Raw genomic sequence first — 16,477 nt, 5'->3', positions numbered from 1 at the left:
CCTCCACCCTGAAACTTAGGGGGTGCAGGCGCGCAAACAAGTCACTTGTGCAGGGTAACCGAATGATCCTCGAACAGCAGCGCATTCCTGCGCACAGGGGCAAAGACCGCCCCATGGTCCAGAATATAGGCCACATCCCCGGCACTGATGGAATAAGCGGAATCCATGCTCAGGGGCGTAACCTCTCCCTTTTCCAGCATGACGCCATATGCCATGGCCTGTCCCTCATGTTCGCTGAGGAAAAGTGCCTGCGGTGCCTCCACATCGGGCATGAAATCTCCCACCACCAGAACACAGGCCGGTCTTTGGTCGGACAGGGTGTGATTGCATCCTTCACGCCATAGCGTGCGCATCTGGGGGCGCAGGCCGGCAATAAACTTGTCCCGCACCTCCTCCGCTTCGGCGGGGCGGATCTGAAGCGTTTCCTGCAGCGGTCGCGCCAATGGGGGCGCAGGCAGCAGGGCCAGTTCGCTCAGACGCTCTTTTGCGGCATGACCGGCTTTGCCCCAATCCTCGAAACGGACGCGGTACGGTTCGCTGATTTCGCTGGATTTGATCCGGGCCTCTTGGCTTCGCGCCGACAGCGCCTGCACATCCATCAAGGGGGTCTGCCACAGCGCGGCTGCGGAAATGACCAGAAGCGCCAGCCATATGTTGCCCTGCCGGATACGCGTCTGCCATCCCCTGCCCCACAGGACCGACAGAAGATAGGTCACGGCATAGATCAGCGCGATACCACTTGCCAGCATTGCCGCAGCCCGGGACGGGGTCCAACCATAATCCGAAACGCGTACCACGACCGCCCACACCGCCAGCCCTGCAGGAACCGGCATGATCACCGATATGGCCCGCGCCGACAGCGTCACCCATGGCAAGCGGGCGGCCTCCTCCTCATCCGCGTCAAGCGCAACGGTTATGAGGGTGGCCGCAGCCACCGAGACGACCAGCAGGACCGTGGCCGCCGAAAAACTGCCGAAAACCTCTGACAGGCCCTGCGTGGGCAGTGCCAGGATGAACACCGTCAGAACAACTAGCAGGACAGGGCAAAGAAGCCGCAAGAACCGCAGCATCACCCGCGGCGAGATGATGTCAGAAGCCTCATTCGCAATGGCCACCCCAAGACCCACGACAGCCCCCGTCAGGGTCAGCGATATTGCGGGAGTGTTGAAAATATCCTCAATGAACGTGATGCCGACGAGCCGGAGCAAAGCGTGCGACAGCGTCAGGACAAGCCAGAACACCGCCGAAAACGCCAATGCCGTCAGGCCACGCGTTACGATGCCCCATGCATGGAGAAACAGCGCGCCATAATCCCGCCATCCCGCCCCCGATGCCGCCAACCGGAACGGCAGGGGCAGCAGCACCAGAAGCATATAGGCAAACATCAATGATTGCGGGCCGGGCATATCGGCAACCGACTGAAAGCGCAGCGCGGCAAGGCTGAGGAATGCGGTGGCGATTGCCGCAACGCCCCCCGCCTCCATCGCGGCGCGGCGCAACGACATCGGACCGGCCATCATGAAAAGGGCCACAAAGAAGGCCGGCATGAAGGCCACGAGCGCCAGATACACCCTGTCGGGAAGCACATCGCTGCTGGACAGCCCCATCAGAAGCTTGACCCCAAGGCCAGCCAGAGCCCCGATCAGCGCCATCACGACGCGCCATTGCGTGCTATCTTTTATCATCCGTATATTTTGCGCGATGGTCCAGCCGCTCACAAGCCCCTGCCGCTTGCGAAGCGGCCCCTTGCGCGTTAAACCCCAAGTCGACCAAAACTCCCGGAGCCTCCTTATGTCGATCGACATCAAGACCGCCCGCAAGGCGGCCCATCTGGCCCGCATCCGTGTGGATGAAGGCGATCTGCCTGCCCTTGCCAGCGAACTCAGCACCATGCTTGCAATGATGGAACAGTTGAACGAGGTGGACGTAGAGGGCGTGGAGCCGATGACCTCGGTCACGCCCATGCGCCTGAAGCGCCGCGCAGATGTCGTGACGGACGGTGAAATGCCGGCCAAGATCCTGTCCAACGCTCCCGATGCCCGCGAGGGTTTCTTTGCTGTGCCGAAGGTGGTGGAATGACCGCGAACACCCTGACGATCGATGCCGCGCGCAAGGCGCTTCGTTCCCGCGAGATGACTGCGGTCGAGCTGACTGAAACCTGCATTGCCGCGATGGAAGCTGGCGCGGGCCTGAACGCCTTCGTCCACAAGACACCCGAGCTGGCGCTGGATCAGGCCAAGGCCGCGGATGCACGCCTGGCAGCGGGCGACGCGCCTTCGCTTTGCGGCATTCCACTGGGGATCAAGGATCTGTTCTGCGTAAAGGATGTGCCGACGCAGGCCGCGTCCAATATCCTCAAAGGATTCCGCCCGGAATATGATTCCACCGTAACCTCGCGCCTGTTCGAGGCCGGTGCGGTCATGCTGGGCAAACTGAACATGGACGAGTTCGCCATGGGCAGCAGCAATGAAAACAGCGCCTACGGCCCTGCGGTGAACCCGTGGAAGATTGACGAGGCCAAGCGCACCCCCGGCGGCTCTTCCGGCGGTTCCGCCTCGGCCGTGGCGGGTGATCTGTGCATCGCGGCCACGGGCACCGATACAGGCGGCTCCATCCGTCAGCCTGCTGCCTTTACCGGTATTGTCGGGATCAAGCCGACCTATGGCCGCGTATCGCGCTACGGGATCGTTGCCTACGCCTCCAGCCTTGACCAGGCAGGCCCGATGACCAAATCCGTTCGGGATGCGGCTATCTTCCTGCAGGCGATGGCGGGCCATGACGCCAAGGATTCCACCAGCGCCGACCTGCCCGTTCCGGATTTCGAAGCGGCCCTGACGGGTGATATCCGTGGCAAGACCATCGGCATTCCACGTGAATACCGGCTGGATGGCATGTCATCCGAAGTAGAGCAGCTTTGGAACCGCGGTACTGAAATGCTGCGGGACGCGGGCGCGAAGATCGTCGATATCTCCCTGCCCCATACAAAATACGCCCTGCCCGCCTATTACATCATCGCCCCGGCCGAGGCATCTTCGAACCTTGCGCGGTATGACGGCGTTCGCTACGGCCACCGCGCCGAGCTGGATGCCGGTGACGGCATTGCCGACATGTACGAAAAAACCCGCGCACAAGGTTTTGGTGCCGAGGTGCAGCGGCGCGTTATGGTTGGCGCCTATGTTCTGTCCGCGGGCTTCTACGATGCCTACTACAACAAGGCACGCAAGGTCCGCGCCCTGATCAAGCGTGATTTCGAACTGGCATTCGCTGATGGGGTGGATGCAATTCTGGCCCCTGCCACGCCATCGCCTGCCTTCGAATTGGGCGCAATGGCCAGCTCGGACCCGGTCGAGATGTATTTGAACGATGTCTTCACGGTTACGGTGAACCTTGCCGGGCTTCCGGGCGTTACTGTTCCCGTGGGCTTGGACAAATCCGGGTTGCCGATGGGGCTGCAACTGATCGGCAAACCGTGGGAAGAAGGCGAATTGCTCAATCACGCCTACGTGTTGGAGCGTGCTGCCGGGTTTGTAGCCAAACCTGCCAAATGGTGGTAACGGCGTCAGGGTAATCTTACAGATGGTCAATCGGAATATGTCTGCTGTGCGTATCAGTTTTGCGGTAATTACCTTTGCAGGCCTCGCAGCCTGCGCGCCGGCTGTGCCTGACAGCAGCTATCAGTCCTATATGCAGAGCCAGTCGGGCAGCATTCCGCAGAACCCGGTTCCGCAGGGCTATCAGACCGAAGGCACGACACAGCAGACCTTCACGACCGAAGGCGCACTGGCCGCGATCAATTCGGCCGGCACGTCACAGGCCACAACCACAGCCACATCGGCAACATCCACAACGGTCTATCCTGCGGGTGAGCGTCCGCGCGGCAACGCCCCGAACAACATCGCCCATGATACGGGAGAGATGGTGAACGTGGCTGGCCATACCAATATTTCGAACGAAAACAGCTTCGAAGCCGTCAGTGCCGAGCGGAACATCGCGGAAGACAAGGCCTTCATCGAGCAGAACAAATCGCAATACGTTCAGGTCCAGCCCACGGCCATTCCTGCGCGCCCCAATGATGACGGCCCGAATATCGTTTCCTACGCCCTGCAGACCAGCAACCCGCGCGGGCAACAGATGTACAGCCGCTCATCGTTGAAATTCAGCGATTCGCAAAAGCAATGCGCGAAATACGGCACCCCGGATCAGGCGCAGATCGCGTTTCTGGCCAGCGGTGGCCCGGATCGTGACCGTGAAAATCTTGATCCCGATGGCGATGGCTATGCCTGCGCATGGGATCCGGCGCCTTTCCGCGCCGCATCACGCTGATTCTTTCGCCAAATTACGGGCCGCGCCGCAATGGTTTGCGGCCCGAACTCGTCGTGATCCACTATACCGCCATGGCTACCGCACAGGCAGCACAGGAGCGTCTGTGTGATCCTGCGTATGAGGTATCTGCGCATTGGCTGATCGCCGAGAACGGCGAGGCCGTGGCCCTTGTGCCCGAGCATCTGCGGGCATGGCATGCCGGCGCAGGCAGCTGGCAGGGGCAGGATGATATCAATTCCCGCTCTATTGGGATCGAGCTGGCGAATAACGGCCGGTCCCCTTTCCCGAACCGCAGATGAACGCTCTGGAGAAGCTGCTGCAAGGCATCCTCCATCGCTGGTCCATTCCACCCGCAGGTGTGATTGCGCATTCGGACATGGCGCCCGGGCGCAAGATAGACCCCGGCCCCCGGTTCGACTGGCGCAGGCTGGCTTTGCAAGGGCTATCGGTCTGGCCCGAACCTGCCGTGCCTGGCAATCTGGCAACCGATCTGGCCCGCATAGGCTATCCGGATACGCCCGATACGCTGGCTGCCTTCCGGCTTCGCTTCAGGCCGAATGCCAGCGGTCCAGCTGATGATATCGACCGTTCGCTAGCGGCAGGCCTTGACGCGGCCCGCCCCATCGCATAGCGCCCATGCTTGCGCGGATGGCCGGATGACCGCGGGGGGCAACCTTCGAGGAAAGTCCGGACTCCATGAGGCAAGGGCGCCGGGTAACACCCGGCCGGGGTAACCCGAGGGAAAGCGCCACAGAGAAAAGACTGCCCCGCTTGTCGGGGTGATGGTGAAACGGTGGGGTAAGAGCCCACCGCAGGACGGGCAACCGGACTGGCATGGCAAGCCCCGCCCGGAGCAATGCCGAATAGGGACCTCGCGTCTGAAGGTCTGCTCCGGCAGAAACCGCAGACAGGGACGCCTCAGCCCAGAGGTCCGGGTTGGCAGCACGATCCCGCCGGTAACGGCGGGACCAGATGAATGGTCATCGAAGGGGAAGCCGTAAATCCGGGCCCCGGAACAAAATCCGGCTTACAGGCCATCCGCGCATTCAGATTACCCAGGTCAGCATCCAGAGGGCCATGAAAACCATCATCAGGTTTTCAATCAACGAGACAGAGCCAAGCGGCACATTGCTGTTGCCGCCAACGCAGGCACATTTCAGCTCTCGTTTTTCCACATATACGGCCTGATAGACCGAAAAGGCACCGACCAGCCCGATGAACAGGGCAACAGGGATGGATACCCACAACAGCACGCCCGTGATCATCAGCAGGCCCGCGATCGTTTCTGCAAAGGGGTAGATATAGGCATAGCCTACCCAGCGGCGGGCAAGCAGGTCGTAATTGAGAAAGCTTGTAGTAAAGGATTCGATATCCTGAAGCTTCTGCATGCCCAGCAGACACATCGAAAATCCGACGGCCCAGTGCAACCAGCCGCCAAAGCTGATGTCCCCTGCGTACCAGCGGGCCGCCAGGGCCATCAGGGCGGCCACGGCGAACAGCGCCATGACAGGGCGGTACGTCAGCTCGTCACGTGCGGGCAATGGCGTCCCAAGAAAGGCGCAAAGCTCGGAATAGCCGCCGATCCGTTCATCCCCGATCACGATCTGTGGTGTCGTCTTCACCCCGTAACGTGACTTGATGGCATCAACCTCTTTGCGATTGGTCAGGGGATGATCTTCGACCTCGTAATTGTGCCGTTCCAGCAATGCCTTCGATTTCAGCCCGAACGGACAGATGTGGCCTGGCATTATCATCCGGTAGATGATCGCCTTCCGTCGGGATTCCTCGTGCGCCATTGGAATTGTGCTCATGCCGTACCTGCCTTTCTGGGTATCAATGTAAGGAAGGATATCCTCGCAGCAAGAAGTTTTGCCTCAAAGTGTCAGTAGTAGTTGACTCTGGCCCGCGCGCGGGTAAAAGGCAGCATTCAGGATTTACCCGGAGGCGCCGTTTCCTCCGATGAAGTGGAGATGACTATGGCGAAGCCGACGACGATCAAGATCCGTCTGAACTCGACGGCGGGCACCGGGCACTTCTATGTGACCAAGAAGAACGCCCGCACCATGACCGAGAAGATGACCGTTCGCAAATACGACCCCGTAAAGCGCGAGCACGTTGAATACAAAGAAGGCAAGATCAAGTAAGATCGGCACCTCTCTTTTTCTGATCAAAGCCTCGTCCCATTTAGGTCGGGGCTTTTTTCTTGCAGGTCCCTGCCCCCGGGAAAGCAGGTATAAAAAAAACCGGCCTTTCGGCCGGTTTCCGTCATTCGGATCGGGGCGCGATTATTCGCGATTGCCCATGAACTGCAGCAGGAACATGAACATGTTGATGAAGTCGAGGTAGAGCTGCAGCGCGCCCAAGATGGCGGCCTTGCCCAGCCATTCGGTGTCACCCATCTGCGCATGCTGGATGTAGGTGTTCTTGATGTTCTGCGTGTCATAAGCTGTCAGGCCTGCAAAGATCAACACACCGATTGCCGAGATGGCAAACATCAGCGCCGGCGATTGCAGGAAGATGTTGACGATCATCGCCACGAACAGGCCGATCATCCCCATCATCAGGAATGTGCCCATGCCCGTCAGGTTGCGCTTGGTGGTGTAACCATACAGCGACAGGCCGGCAAAGGCGATCGACGTCACAAGGAACGTTTGCGCAATTGAAGCGCCGGTGAAGACCAGAAAGATCGACGACAACGAAAGGCCCATCATAGCGGCGTAGCCGTAGAAGAACAGTTGCGCCGTGGCGGTCGACATCTTGTTCAGCAGGGCGCCGAATGCGAATACCATCGCAAGCGGGGCGAACATGATCACCCATTTCAGCGGCGACAGATAAAGCGCCGAACCGATGGATGTCAGGTATTGCCCATTGCCCATCTGGGCCACAGCCAGCGACGGGTCATTGGTCGTGGCAAGGCCCGCGATCGCCCAAGCGGCTGCACCGGTAAGCAGCATGCCGATCGACATGACGCCGTAGACCTTGTTCATGTGGGCGCGCAGCCCCTGATCAATTTCGCCCGCGCGCGTACCGGCACGTATGCCAGCCGTCTGATATTGAGCCATCTAAACCTCCGTAAATCTCTGCCGGGCCGCGAGACCCGAACGGGTACGACCGGATTATGTCAGATATCGGTAAGGATGCCATGATTTTCAAGGCGCATCGGGCGTAGGCCCAGTGTCGTTTCGTCGCATGCAAAAAGCGGCAAAAGCCGGTGTAATGCCCCTCAACGGCCATATTACGACCCCAAAGACCCGCGAAATGCCGCAAACCAGCAAAACCAGCCACTTAGGCCATAAGCGCGCGTCAATTTCCGGAATATATTTTGATGGACGCTATGCGGATAACAATGTTGCATGAAGCTTGCGGCACCTTCCGATCGCACGCGTTTCGCAGCGCGGCTGGAGCCTTGCCACGAATACCCCTAACGGGAGCCCCCGAGTTCAATCCGCACCCCGCCCTTCAGGACCGGCGCGGTTCACGCCCGAAACCAGCCAAACGGAGCCAATGCGATGCATGCAGTTGACCAGCACGTCGGAAAAAGCATCCGTCATCACCGCTGCGCCGTAGGTATGACACAGCAGAAACTGGCCGAAGCCGTGGGCATAAAGCCCCAGCAGATCCAGAAGTACGAATCTGGCGCCAATCGCGTCAGCGCGTCACGGCTGTGGGATATCGCAAAGGTCCTGGATGTGCCGCTGCTGACTTTCTTTACCGGCCTCCCAGATCCCCATCCTGCGGATACGGGCGCAACCGAACTGATGCAATTGCTCGGTAGCATTCCCCAACAGAAACGGGCCAAGCTGTTCGATCTGGCCCGCAGCCTTTCCAGCGTATCTTGACGGGCGGCCGTCTGACCGGATAGCGAACAGCATGACCGATCAAGATGACATCATCGCCACCGCCCACGCCCTTGCCGATACGGCAAGACGTGTCACGCTTTCGTATTTCCGTCGCGCGGACCTGACAGCGGACAACAAATCCGCATCGGCTTTCGATCCGGTCACGGTTGCGGACCGCGAGGCAGAGCGGCAGATGCGCGAAATCCTGTCGGCCCGCCGTCCGAATGACGCGGTGCTGGGCGAGGAATGGGGCAATTCCGCAGGCACCAGCGGCATGACATGGGTGCTGGACCCCGTGGATGGCACACGTGCGTTTCTGTGCGGTGCCCCGACATGGGGTGTGCTGATCGCAGTCAGCAACGAGAACGGGCCACAATACGGCATCATAGACCAGCCTTATACCGGTGAGCGGTTCGAGGGCGGTTTTGGCCTGTCGCGCATGTCGCAGGCTGATCGGACAACGCCACTCAAAACCCGCGCGCCCCGGCCGCTGGAACAGGCGCTGCTGATGTCCACCTTCCCCGAAATCGGGACGGCGGATGAATTGCGCGCCTTCCGTGCGGTTGCAAACCGGGTGCGGCTGGTGCGTTACGGCATGGATTGCTACGCATATGCCTTGCTGGCGGCAGGCCAGATCGATCTGGTGATCGAGGCCGGGCTTCAGCCCTATGATGTCCAGGCCCCGATTGCCGTGATCCGGGCCGCAGGCGGCGTGGTAACTGACTGGCAGGGCAATGACGCGGCACAGGGCGGACAAATCCTTGCTGCAGCCAACCCCGAGGTTCACGCTGCCGCGATGGCACTGCTGAACAGCTAGGCCGCCCTTTCCTTTCGGACAGGGGTTCCTAGCTAGCAATCTGAGATTGCAAATGAGGTACCACTGATGAAGATCACCTGGCTTGGCCATGCCGGATTCCGGCTGGAAATCGAAAACGCGGTTCTGCTGATCGACCCGTGGTTCAGCGGCAACCCTTCCTTTCCGCAGGATCGCAAGGATGAGGTGACGGCAGGCGTCACCCATCTGTTGATTACGCATGGCCATGGCGACCACACAGCCGATGCCTTGGCCCTGGCCAAGGAAAAGAACCTTCCCATCGTCGGGATTGCCGATCTGGTCGGCTGGTGGTCCGAACAGGAGGGGATTGAGGGAATCGGCTTCAACAAGGGCGGCACCGTGGATCTGAACGGGGCAAAGGTCACGATGGTGAATGCCGTTCATTCATCTTCAATCGGCGGGCAGTCGCATCCGATCTATGCCGGAACCGAATCGGGTTACATGATCGCGGGCGACGGCCATGTGATCTATCTGTCCGGTGATACCGACATCATGGCCGATATGGATTGGATGGGGGATTACCATAAACCCGACATCGGCATTCTGGCCTGTGGCGGCTTCTATACCATGGACATGGAGCGTGCGGCCTATGCCGCCAAACGCTACTTCAATTTCAAGACCGTCATTCCCTGCCACTACAAGACATTCCCGGCGCTGGCCCAATCGGCACAGCCGCTGATCGATGCCTTGCCGGATGTGAATGTCATCGAACCCGAGGTGCTGGTTCCGATCACGATCTAACTGGCGCTTGCCATCAGTTCGGTGGCGATGGTCTGCACGATCGGCCGCGCTTCGGCCTCGGTCATGCCGGGGCTGAGGCGCGGATCATAAAGGATACGCAGCATCAGTTCATCCATGCCGGTCAGCAGCGCGAATTCGTCATCATCGTTGAAAATGGATGGGCGCGCCTGCGGACTGTCATTCTGCAACCCTAGTCCCTGGGCAATCTCTTCATGAAGGCAGGCCATGCTCAGCAGGGTCGGATGCTCCTCACGGATCAGGGCGAAGGCACCGGTATAGGTGCTGGCCGCATTGGAGCTGGCATAAACCAGACAATAGGTATCCCGTGGCAGATTCTCGACCGAGGCAACCTCTGATGCGGATAGATTGGGCGCGGCCTTCTGAATGGCGGTCCCCAGCCCCAGCCTCTCATCCTCGTTCACGATAAAGATGTTGAAGTTCGTATGATCCGGCGCCAATCCGATCTGATGCCCCGTCAGCCGTGACAGACGCGCAAGATAGGACCCCACCCGCGCCCGTTCGATCGCGCGGGCCTGCGCAGAGAGTGACGGGCCAAACACCAGACCGACCCGCACGGGCTTGGTCCAACGGCGCAGACGGCCCGGCGTTTCCACCTGCCGGAAACCCTGATCATCCCGGACATATTCATCATACAATGCGATACGTATGAAGTTGTCGGCCAATACCCGGTCATCAAACGGCGTATCGGCCCCGCCTCCGTCGGTCCGCAGCAGCCCGCGGCTTAGCAGATCGGACTGGATGCCCGCGTAATACTGGCTGATCGCCATCGATCTGGCCGAAGGAGCCACAGGCGCCGCAATTGCCGCAGGCCGTGATTTCGGCCGGACCGGCACCGCCTCGGGTTCTTCGACAACCTTGGCTGCGCAACCGGCAAGTGCCAGCAGAACCAGTCCGATGATATACGGGCCGCGCAGCGCCATGAATTACCAGCCCTTTGCTTCTTCGGCAGGCATGGCCACCGCTGCAAGGCCTTCGCGCAGATCAACCGCCATCTTCTTGAGGCTGTCTTCGGCACTGGCACGGCGGGCCTTCGCATCTTCGGTGATCGACATGCTTTCCTTCAACGTGTCCAGAAGCTTGCCATTGGCCTCACGCACCGCCTCCACATCAAATGCGCCGCGCTCTATTTCGGTGCGGATCTCACGGTTCGCGGATCGCATCGCATCGGCATTCTGCGTCAGCAGATCATTGGTCAGGTCATTCGCCGCCCGAATGGAGGCCGCCGCCTCGCGTCCGCGCTGGATGGTCACGGCCTGCGCAAGTTGCGTTTCCCACAGGGGGACGGTGTTCACGAGCGTGGAGTTGATCTTGAGCACCAGCGCCTTGTCATTTTCCTGCACAAGGCGGATGGAGGGCAGCGCCTGCATCGTGACCTGCCGTGTCAGCTTCAGATCGTGCACGCGCCGTTCCAGATCGTCGCGCGCGGCCCGCAGATCACGCAGCGCCTGTGCGCCGGTCATCTTGGCATCCTCGGGCATATCGACCAACGCCGCCTCCTGCGCGGGGATCGTATCCCCGTCCAGATCGGAAATCACCGCATCCCCTGCCGCGATATACAGGCACAGCTCCTGATAGAATGCCAAGGTCCGGTCATACAGCACGTCCAGTGACTTGATATCCTTGAGCAGCGTATGTTCATGCACCAGAAGCGCTTCGGTCACCTGATCCAGTTGTTGCTGGATCCGCTCGTAGCGCGCAACGAACTTGGCAAAGGGAGCGGTCCGTCCGCTCAGCCTTTCCCAGAATGTCTTGTCACGGCGTACATCCAGCGCCGACACGGAAAACCCGCGGATGGTGGTAACCATATCGCGAAGGCTGTCCCCTGCAGGGCCAAGGTTCTTGTTGCGAACGTCCGCCAGCATTTCACTGCTGATTTCCTGAAGGCCGGATTGCGCGGACGCGCCGAACCGGATGATCGATTCGGCATCCGAAATATCGACTTCGGCCATCCGCTTGCGGATTTCCTCGGCATCTTCGGCAGGTGCGGTTTCCAGTGTCAACGACTCCGCCTCGGCATCGGGCAAAGTGTTGGCCGGAAGGGCCGTGATTTCTTCGGTCTGCTCAGCAGCGGTCCGTGCCACTTCGGTCTTCATCGTTCACCTCATCGTCATTCGCGCGCAAGTCTTTCGCGCAGGACACTGATCTCGATATCCAGATCAGTGCGGTCGTTCTGCATCAGGGCCGCGGTGCGGCTGGCAAATGTCGTTTCAAGATCGGTCAGCAATGCCTCATAACTGTGACGAGCCTGCGCATCCGGATGGCGTGCATACAGGTCCGTGAATTTCTCCGTCGCGTCCCGTGCGCCCATCAGATAGATCCCGAGGTACTTGCGTGCCGGAGAAAACCCTTCGGGCGCCTCTTCGACACCGCGGAACAGATCGCGGGCAACTGCGGAAAATTCGGCCACGCGCCGCGCAAGGCGCCGATCGTCCAGACGGGCAATCGACGCTTCCATCGCGGCCAGATGGCGCTCGCCCTCGGCCACCGCACGCGAAACACGATCCAGATCGCGCCCCTCGCCCTTGTCCTGCCAAGGGTCACGGCCAAAAGCCGCGATATGCAGCCCCGCCCCGATCAGGCCAAAGATCACGCCGAATGCCGGCTGGCCATTCATCAGCCCACCAACGAACAGCGCCAGTCCGACCAGAACCGCCGCCGCCAGTTTGCGTGGCAACGGACGGCGGGCCAGTTCGCGCCCTTCGTAGTCCAGCTCGGCCCGCAGTCCCTCACGCGTCAGCCAGGATGCGCCCAACAGCAGCCCCCCGGCGGCCAGCCCTGCCAGCATCTGCCCCGACGTGCCGCCAAAGCCGTGCAGGAAAAACAGGACAGCCGGAATTGCCAACAGCCGCGCGCGTGTTCCGCCCCGCAAACGCCGGCGACCGTCATATATGTTCTTGCGGCGTGGCAGCACTATGCCCCCCCGCCAGTGGCAACGAAGATCAACACTCCCATCAACAACAGGAACGCGGGTGTGGTGAACGGGCGGTCCGGCATGTGCCCCAGCCTCATGATTGCATTGCGAGTCTCAAGGTAGTGCATGCACACCGACCTTGCCAGTGCCACCGGCGGTCAGGCGCCGCGTGCCTTGGTGACTGTGCCCGTAATGCCGTTCCATGCGCCCGCTGTCAGCGCCACGCCCAGTACCCTGTCGGGGTTTGTGGGGGGCGGCATCACCACATCCTCCAGCTTGCGGAAACCGAACCGGCGATAATAGGGGGCATCCCCCACCAGCATCACGCGGTCCCAGCCCAGATTGCGGGCCTCCCGCAGGGTTTCGGTAATCAAAAACGCCCCCAACCCCTCGCCCTGACGGGTGGGATGCACGGCGACAGGCCCCAGCAGCAGGACATCATGGCCCGCCACCTCTGCCGGCCAATAGCGGATCGCGGCGGCCACGGGCCCTTCGGGATCGCGCAGCACCGCGCTCAGCGCGGCGACCGTGGGCACCCCATCCCGCAATCGGTATGATGACAGCGCCGTCCGGCCCGGTGCAAAGCACAGATCGTACAGCGCCTCTACTTCCCACCAGTCGGCGGGCGTTTCCTGCTCCAGCTGGTACAAGGGACCTCCGCGAATCTGCTGGAAACGCGGGTAACATGAGGGCACAACCATCGCAAACGCATAAGGAGTTGCTATGTTCTATCGCCCCGAGGACGGCCATGGTTTGCCGCACAATCCCTTCAATGCAATTGTTTCTCCGCGTCCGATCGGCTGGATATCCACCCGCGGGCCGGACGGCGACAATCTGGCACCCTATTCGTTCTTCAACGCCATTGCCTATGTGCCGCCGCAGGTGATGTTCGCCACCACTGGCGAAAAGGACAGCGCAGCTGCCCTGCGAGCAACGGGTGTATTCTGCGTGAACATCGTCGAGGCCGCCTCTGGCAAGGTGATGAATGAAACCTCGGCCGCCTTTCCACGCGGCACGGATGAATTCACCCAGCTGGCGATCGAAAAGGCCGAATGCGACACCATCGATTGCCCGCGTGTCGCCAATGCCCCGGCAGCACTGGAATGCCGCGTCACGCAGATCGCCCCCCTCTTGGGCGACGGCAACTCCCTGATCATCGGTGAGGTCACGGGCGTCCACATGCGCGATGACTGCATGGTGGACGGCCGTTTCGACGTGACGCGGTTCACACCGCTGTCACGTCTGGGCTATCGCGATTTTGCCGAAATCAGCGCGGTGTTCGAGATGAACCGCCCCGGCGAACAATAGGCCCCTTGCCGCGTGGCTTGGCCTTCGGTTCCTCTTCCACCGGGTCCGACAGGCCAAGCTGGTCGCGCAGAACGCGCGGCCGCACCTCCTCCACGTCTCCGGGCTTCAACTCGTTCAGCCGGAACGGGCCGTAGCTGACGCGGATCAGGCGGTTCACAATCAGACCGATATGGTTCACCGCGCGGCGGATCTCGCGGTTCCGCCCTTCGCGCAGGCCCACCGTCAGCCATGCGTTCGCCCCCTGATGGCGATCCATCGTTACGGTCATCGGCTGGAAACGCTCTCCGTCGATCGTGATTCCCTGCCGCAGCGGTTCCAGATCCGCATCGGTCGGGTTACCCTTGATCCGCACCCGGTACTTGCGCAGCCAGCCCGTGGACGGCAGTTCCAGCTTGCGCTTCAGGCCCCCGTCATTCGTCAGCAGCAACAACCCCTCGGAATTGAGATCCAGACGCCCGACCGTCATCACACGGGGCATATCCTCGGGCAGGTGATCAAAAACAGTCTCACGCCCCTTTTCGTCGCTGTTCGACGTCACAAGACCTTCGGGCTTGTAATACAGCCACAGACGGGCCGGTTCGGGGGCGTTGATGGGCTTGCCTTCAACCGTGATCCGGTCACTGTCTGTAACATTCAGGGCGGGGCTGCTGATCATCTTGCCGTTCACCGAAACCATGCCGGCCTCGATCATCCGCTCGGCCTCGCGGCGCGAAGCAACACCGGCCCGCGACAACACCTTGGCGATGCGGTCTCCGGCGGGGGGGGATTTAGGCTCGGTCATGGTAATCCTTACGCATTGGGCGTGGCATAACAGACTAAACTATTTGCGTTGGTGCGGCGGGGCAAGGTGTTGCCTGACCGGCGTCGTCACGGCATGAGGGAATATGAGCACATTTCACAGCCATATGCAGCTTGCATTATCCGAAGCCCGCGCCGCTGCCCTGCGGGGCGAGGTTCCCGTGGGTGCGGTCCTGACCGATCCATCCGGCCGTGTGGTGGCACAGAACGGCAACCGCACCCGGGAGCTGTCGGACCCGACTGCCCATGCCGAAATTCTGGTTCTCAGAGAGGGGTGCAGGCTTGCCCGTTCCGAACGTCTGCCCGGATACCGGCTGTATGTGACGCTGGAACCCTGCCCGATCTGCGCCGCCACCATTGCCGCCGCCCGCATCGCACGCCTGTATTACGGTGCCGCCGATCCGAAATCCGGCGGTGTTGCGCAGGGCCCCCGCGTTTTCAGCCATCCCCAGTGCCACCACGCCCCCGAAGTGTATGATGGCCTCGCCGAAGCCGAGTCTGCAGAACTTTTACGCAGCTTCTTTGCAGCACGGCGTTGACTTCACAAACCGCCGGACCCATGACGACCGCAAACAGGAGGAACGCCATGACCCTCGATATGACCCGCGTGCTGCCCGAGGCCCGCATTGACGAACTGCCGAACCCCTATTTCGGCAAGGTCCGCGATTGCTACGATCTGCCCGCAGACGGGGACGAGCCTGCGCGCCGCATCCTGATTTCATCCGACCGTATTTCCGCATTCGATCGCATCCTGACCGCCATTCCGTGGAAAGGTCAGGTGCTGACGCAGATGGCGCGCTGGTGGTTCGATGAAACCGCCGACATCGCACCGAATCATGTGCTGGCCTATCCTGACCCCAATGTGGTCATCGGCCGCAAGGTTACCATCCTGCCGGTCGAGATCGTCGTGCGTGGCTATCTTGCCGGTACAACCGGCACCTCGGTGCTGACCCAGTACAAACAGGGCGTGCGCAAGATGTATGGCCACACCCTGCCCGACGGCCTGCGCGACAATCAGGTTCTGCCGAAACCGATCATTACCCCGACGTCCAAGGCCTTTGACGGTGGTCATGACGAGCCGCTGGATGCCGATGCGATCCTGACCCAGGGCCTGCTGACCGCACCGCAGTGGGAACAGATCTCGGCAATGGCGCTGGCGCTGTTTGCCCGGGGCCAAACGATCGCCAATGATCGGGGCCTGATCCTGGTCGATACCAAATACGAGTTCGGGGTGGACGAAGAGGGCCGGATCCTGCTGGCCGACGAGATCCACACCCCCGACAGTTCCCGCTATTGGCACGCTGCGTCCTACGCCGAGGCTTTCGAGGCAGGCACCCGCCCCTCAAGCTTTGACAAGGACGTCATCCGCGCTTGGGTCGCAGCCCGCTGCAACCCCTATGAGGATGATATTCCCGAAATCCCGCAAGACATGATCACGGCCACTTCGGCCGCCTATGTCGAGGCGTACGAGACGATTACCGGCACACGCTTTGTCCCCGATACGTCCGGCAGTACTCCGCTGGCGCGAATTCGCAAAAATCTGGAGCCATGGTTCGGTTGAGGCTGGACTAGGCTGCGTATTTTGCTATGCCTCGGCCAACGGATGGGTGGCCGAGTGGTTTAAGGCTCTAGTCTTGAAAACTAGCGTAGGGGGAACTCTACCGTGGGTTCGAATCCCACCCCATCCGCCACTTGCCACCG

18 protein-coding genes, 1 tRNA gene, 1 other RNA gene and 1 pseudogene are annotated in these 16,477 nt (G+C 60.9%); 13 read left to right on the top strand and 8 right to left on the bottom strand.

Annotated features, from left to right (window positions below; all coding sequences use genetic code 11):
* Positions 1–41: 41 nt before the first annotated feature.
* Positions 42–1,685 carry a DUF4153 domain-containing protein gene (locus tag TR36_RS10165; protein ID WP_192841342.1) on the bottom strand — a complete coding sequence of 548 codons (1,644 nt, stop codon included), beginning with the start codon at positions 1,683–1,685 and terminating at the stop codon, positions 42–44.
* Between the two features lie 106 nt (positions 1,686–1,791).
* On the opposite strand from TR36_RS10165, the gene gatC reads away from it, so the two are divergent.
* The 5 genes and pseudogenes from gatC to rnpB all read left to right on the top strand — a co-directional run bounded on the left by gatC (position 1,792) and on the right by rnpB (position 5,369).
* Positions 1,792–2,079 carry an Asp-tRNA(Asn)/Glu-tRNA(Gln) amidotransferase subunit GatC gene (gatC, locus tag TR36_RS10160; RefSeq protein WP_045391087.1) on the top strand — a complete coding sequence of 96 codons (288 nt, stop codon included), beginning with the start codon at positions 1,792–1,794 and terminating at the stop codon, positions 2,077–2,079.
* Complete coding sequence (gene gatA, locus TR36_RS10155; RefSeq protein ID WP_062763147.1) at positions 2,076–3,554, top strand: Asp-tRNA(Asn)/Glu-tRNA(Gln) amidotransferase subunit GatA; 1,479 nt, start codon at positions 2,076–2,078, stop codon at positions 3,552–3,554. Before gatC ends, gatA begins: the two co-directional genes overlap by 4 nt.
* Before the next feature lie 37 nt (positions 3,555–3,591).
* Positions 3,592–4,323, top strand: coding sequence for a hypothetical protein (locus TR36_RS10150; RefSeq protein ID WP_153010537.1), 732 nt, complete (start codon positions 3,592–3,594; stop codon positions 4,321–4,323).
* Positions 4,320–4,954: pseudogene (locus tag TR36_RS10145) on the top strand (N-acetylmuramoyl-L-alanine amidase). Before TR36_RS10150 ends, TR36_RS10145 begins: the two are co-directional and overlap by 4 nt.
* 13 nt (positions 4,955–4,967) lie before the next feature.
* Positions 4,968–5,369: RNase P RNA component class A (gene rnpB, locus TR36_RS10140), an RNA gene on the top strand.
* On the opposite strand, the gene TR36_RS10135 is transcribed toward rnpB, so the two are convergent.
* Entirely contained in the window at positions 5,370–6,134 is a 765-nt protein-coding gene (locus TR36_RS10135) for a glutaredoxin (protein WP_237763551.1), read from the bottom strand.
* 165 nt (positions 6,135–6,299) lie between these two features.
* On the opposite strand from TR36_RS10135, the gene rpmG reads away from it, so the two are divergent.
* Positions 6,300–6,467 (top strand): 50S ribosomal protein L33, encoded by a 168-nt coding sequence (gene rpmG, locus TR36_RS10130; RefSeq protein WP_018301779.1) that lies wholly within the window; start codon positions 6,300–6,302, stop codon positions 6,465–6,467.
* Between the two features lie 141 nt (positions 6,468–6,608).
* On the opposite strand, the gene TR36_RS10125 is transcribed toward rpmG, so the two are convergent.
* Positions 6,609–7,385 carry a Bax inhibitor-1/YccA family protein gene (locus tag TR36_RS10125; protein ID WP_045391092.1) on the bottom strand — a complete coding sequence of 259 codons (777 nt, stop codon included), beginning with the start codon at positions 7,383–7,385 and terminating at the stop codon, positions 6,609–6,611.
* Positions 7,386–7,832: 447 nt separating this feature from the next.
* On the opposite strand from TR36_RS10125, the gene TR36_RS10120 reads away from it, so the two are divergent.
* The 3 genes from TR36_RS10120 to TR36_RS10110 all read left to right on the top strand — a co-directional run bounded on the left by TR36_RS10120 (position 7,833) and on the right by TR36_RS10110 (position 9,738).
* Positions 7,833–8,162 carry a helix-turn-helix domain-containing protein gene (locus tag TR36_RS10120; protein ID WP_045391095.1) on the top strand — a complete coding sequence of 110 codons (330 nt, stop codon included), beginning with the start codon at positions 7,833–7,835 and terminating at the stop codon, positions 8,160–8,162.
* 31 nt (positions 8,163–8,193) lie between these two features.
* Positions 8,194–8,979 carry an inositol monophosphatase family protein gene (locus TR36_RS10115; protein ID WP_045391098.1) on the top strand — a complete coding sequence of 262 codons (786 nt, stop codon included), beginning with the start codon at positions 8,194–8,196 and terminating at the stop codon, positions 8,977–8,979.
* Between the two features lie 66 nt (positions 8,980–9,045).
* The gene (locus TR36_RS10110; RefSeq protein ID WP_062763145.1) at positions 9,046–9,738 is read left to right on the top strand and encodes a metal-dependent hydrolase; all 693 of its coding nucleotides are present in this window, start codon (positions 9,046–9,048) and stop codon (positions 9,736–9,738) included.
* Here the strand turns inward: TR36_RS10110 and TR36_RS10105 are convergent.
* From TR36_RS10105 to TR36_RS10090, 4 genes are all read right to left on the bottom strand, one after another.
* Positions 9,735–10,679 carry a DUF2927 domain-containing protein gene (locus TR36_RS10105; RefSeq protein WP_052362610.1) on the bottom strand — a complete coding sequence of 315 codons (945 nt, stop codon included), beginning with the start codon at positions 10,677–10,679 and terminating at the stop codon, positions 9,735–9,737. The two genes, TR36_RS10110 and TR36_RS10105, sit on opposite strands and share 4 nt — an antisense overlap.
* Before the next feature lie 3 nt (positions 10,680–10,682).
* Positions 10,683–11,852 (bottom strand): toxic anion resistance protein, encoded by a 1,170-nt coding sequence (locus TR36_RS10100; protein ID WP_045391104.1) that lies wholly within the window; start codon positions 11,850–11,852, stop codon positions 10,683–10,685.
* A 14-nt stretch (positions 11,853–11,866) separates the two neighbouring features.
* On the bottom strand, positions 11,867–12,670 hold the full coding sequence (locus TR36_RS10095) for a 5-bromo-4-chloroindolyl phosphate hydrolysis family protein (RefSeq protein WP_052362611.1): 804 nt from the start codon (positions 12,668–12,670) through the stop codon (positions 11,867–11,869).
* 158 nt (positions 12,671–12,828) lie between these two features.
* Positions 12,829–13,320 (bottom strand): GNAT family N-acetyltransferase, encoded by a 492-nt coding sequence (locus TR36_RS10090; protein ID WP_062763143.1) that lies wholly within the window; start codon positions 13,318–13,320, stop codon positions 12,829–12,831.
* A 73-nt stretch (positions 13,321–13,393) separates the two neighbouring features.
* Between TR36_RS10090 and TR36_RS10085 the strand changes: the two genes are divergently transcribed.
* On the top strand, positions 13,394–13,978 hold the full coding sequence (locus TR36_RS10085; protein WP_045391112.1) for a flavin reductase family protein: 585 nt from the start codon (positions 13,394–13,396) through the stop codon (positions 13,976–13,978).
* Here TR36_RS10085 and TR36_RS10080 read toward each other — a convergent pair.
* Positions 13,938–14,759 (bottom strand): pseudouridine synthase, encoded by an 822-nt coding sequence (locus TR36_RS10080; RefSeq protein WP_082714915.1) that lies wholly within the window; start codon positions 14,757–14,759, stop codon positions 13,938–13,940. The genes TR36_RS10085 and TR36_RS10080 overlap by 41 nt on opposite strands.
* A gap of 103 nt (positions 14,760–14,862) precedes the next feature.
* On the opposite strand from TR36_RS10080, the gene TR36_RS10075 reads away from it, so the two are divergent.
* From TR36_RS10075 to TR36_RS10065, 3 genes are all read left to right on the top strand, one after another.
* Entirely contained in the window at positions 14,863–15,315 is a 453-nt protein-coding gene (locus tag TR36_RS10075) for a nucleoside deaminase (RefSeq protein ID WP_045391115.1), read from the top strand.
* A gap of 47 nt (positions 15,316–15,362) precedes the next feature.
* Entirely contained in the window at positions 15,363–16,337 is a 975-nt protein-coding gene (locus TR36_RS10070; RefSeq protein ID WP_045391118.1) for a phosphoribosylaminoimidazolesuccinocarboxamide synthase, read from the top strand.
* Positions 16,338–16,377: 40 nt separating this feature from the next.
* Positions 16,378–16,467, top strand: a tRNA-Ser gene (locus TR36_RS10065).
* The last annotated feature ends 10 nt before the right edge of the window (positions 16,468–16,477 follow it).

Origin of the sequence: Falsirhodobacter sp. alg1, from assembly GCF_000739715.2 — a bacterium.
In the GTDB taxonomy this organism is placed as follows: domain Bacteria; phylum Pseudomonadota; class Alphaproteobacteria; order Rhodobacterales; family Rhodobacteraceae; genus Falsirhodobacter.
The sequence above is the reverse complement of the archived record's forward strand: the minus strand, read 5'-3'. Positions and strand labels throughout refer to the sequence as shown.

Bases quoted from the DNA above. Each gene is read 5' to 3' on its own strand.
- rpmG (WP_018301779.1), top strand. From the start codon at position 6,300: ATGGCGAAGCCGACGACGATCAAGATCCGTCTGAACTCGACGGCGGGC.
- TR36_RS10115 (WP_045391098.1), top strand. From the start codon at position 8,194: ATGACCGATCAAGATGACATCATCGCCACCGCCCACGCCCTTGCCGAT.
- gatA (WP_062763147.1), top strand. From the start codon at position 2,076: ATGACCGCGAACACCCTGACGATCGATGCCGCGCGCAAGGCGCTTCGT.
- TR36_RS10075 (WP_045391115.1), top strand. From the start codon at position 14,863: ATGAGCACATTTCACAGCCATATGCAGCTTGCATTATCCGAAGCCCGC.
- TR36_RS10105 (WP_052362610.1), bottom strand. From the start codon at position 10,679: ATGGCGCTGCGCGGCCCGTATATCATCGGACTGGTTCTGCTGGCACTT.
- TR36_RS10125 (WP_045391092.1), bottom strand. From the start codon at position 7,385: ATGGCTCAATATCAGACGGCTGGCATACGTGCCGGTACGCGCGCGGGC.
- TR36_RS10135 (WP_237763551.1), bottom strand. From the start codon at position 6,134: ATGAGCACAATTCCAATGGCGCACGAGGAATCCCGACGGAAGGCGATC.
- TR36_RS10100 (WP_045391104.1), bottom strand. From the start codon at position 11,852: ATGAAGACCGAAGTGGCACGGACCGCTGCTGAGCAGACCGAAGAAATC.
- TR36_RS10080 (WP_082714915.1), bottom strand. From the start codon at position 14,759: ATGACCGAGCCTAAATCCCCCCCCGCCGGAGACCGCATCGCCAAGGTG.
- TR36_RS10085 (WP_045391112.1), top strand. From the start codon at position 13,394: ATGTTCTATCGCCCCGAGGACGGCCATGGTTTGCCGCACAATCCCTTC.
- TR36_RS10110 (WP_062763145.1), top strand. From the start codon at position 9,046: ATGAAGATCACCTGGCTTGGCCATGCCGGATTCCGGCTGGAAATCGAA.
- TR36_RS10120 (WP_045391095.1), top strand. From the start codon at position 7,833: ATGCATGCAGTTGACCAGCACGTCGGAAAAAGCATCCGTCATCACCGC.
- gatC (WP_045391087.1), top strand. From the start codon at position 1,792: ATGTCGATCGACATCAAGACCGCCCGCAAGGCGGCCCATCTGGCCCGC.
- TR36_RS10165 (WP_192841342.1), bottom strand. From the start codon at position 1,685: ATGATAAAAGATAGCACGCAATGGCGCGTCGTGATGGCGCTGATCGGG.
- TR36_RS10150 (WP_153010537.1), top strand. From the start codon at position 3,592: ATGTCTGCTGTGCGTATCAGTTTTGCGGTAATTACCTTTGCAGGCCTC.
- TR36_RS10070 (WP_045391118.1), top strand. From the start codon at position 15,363: ATGACCCTCGATATGACCCGCGTGCTGCCCGAGGCCCGCATTGACGAA.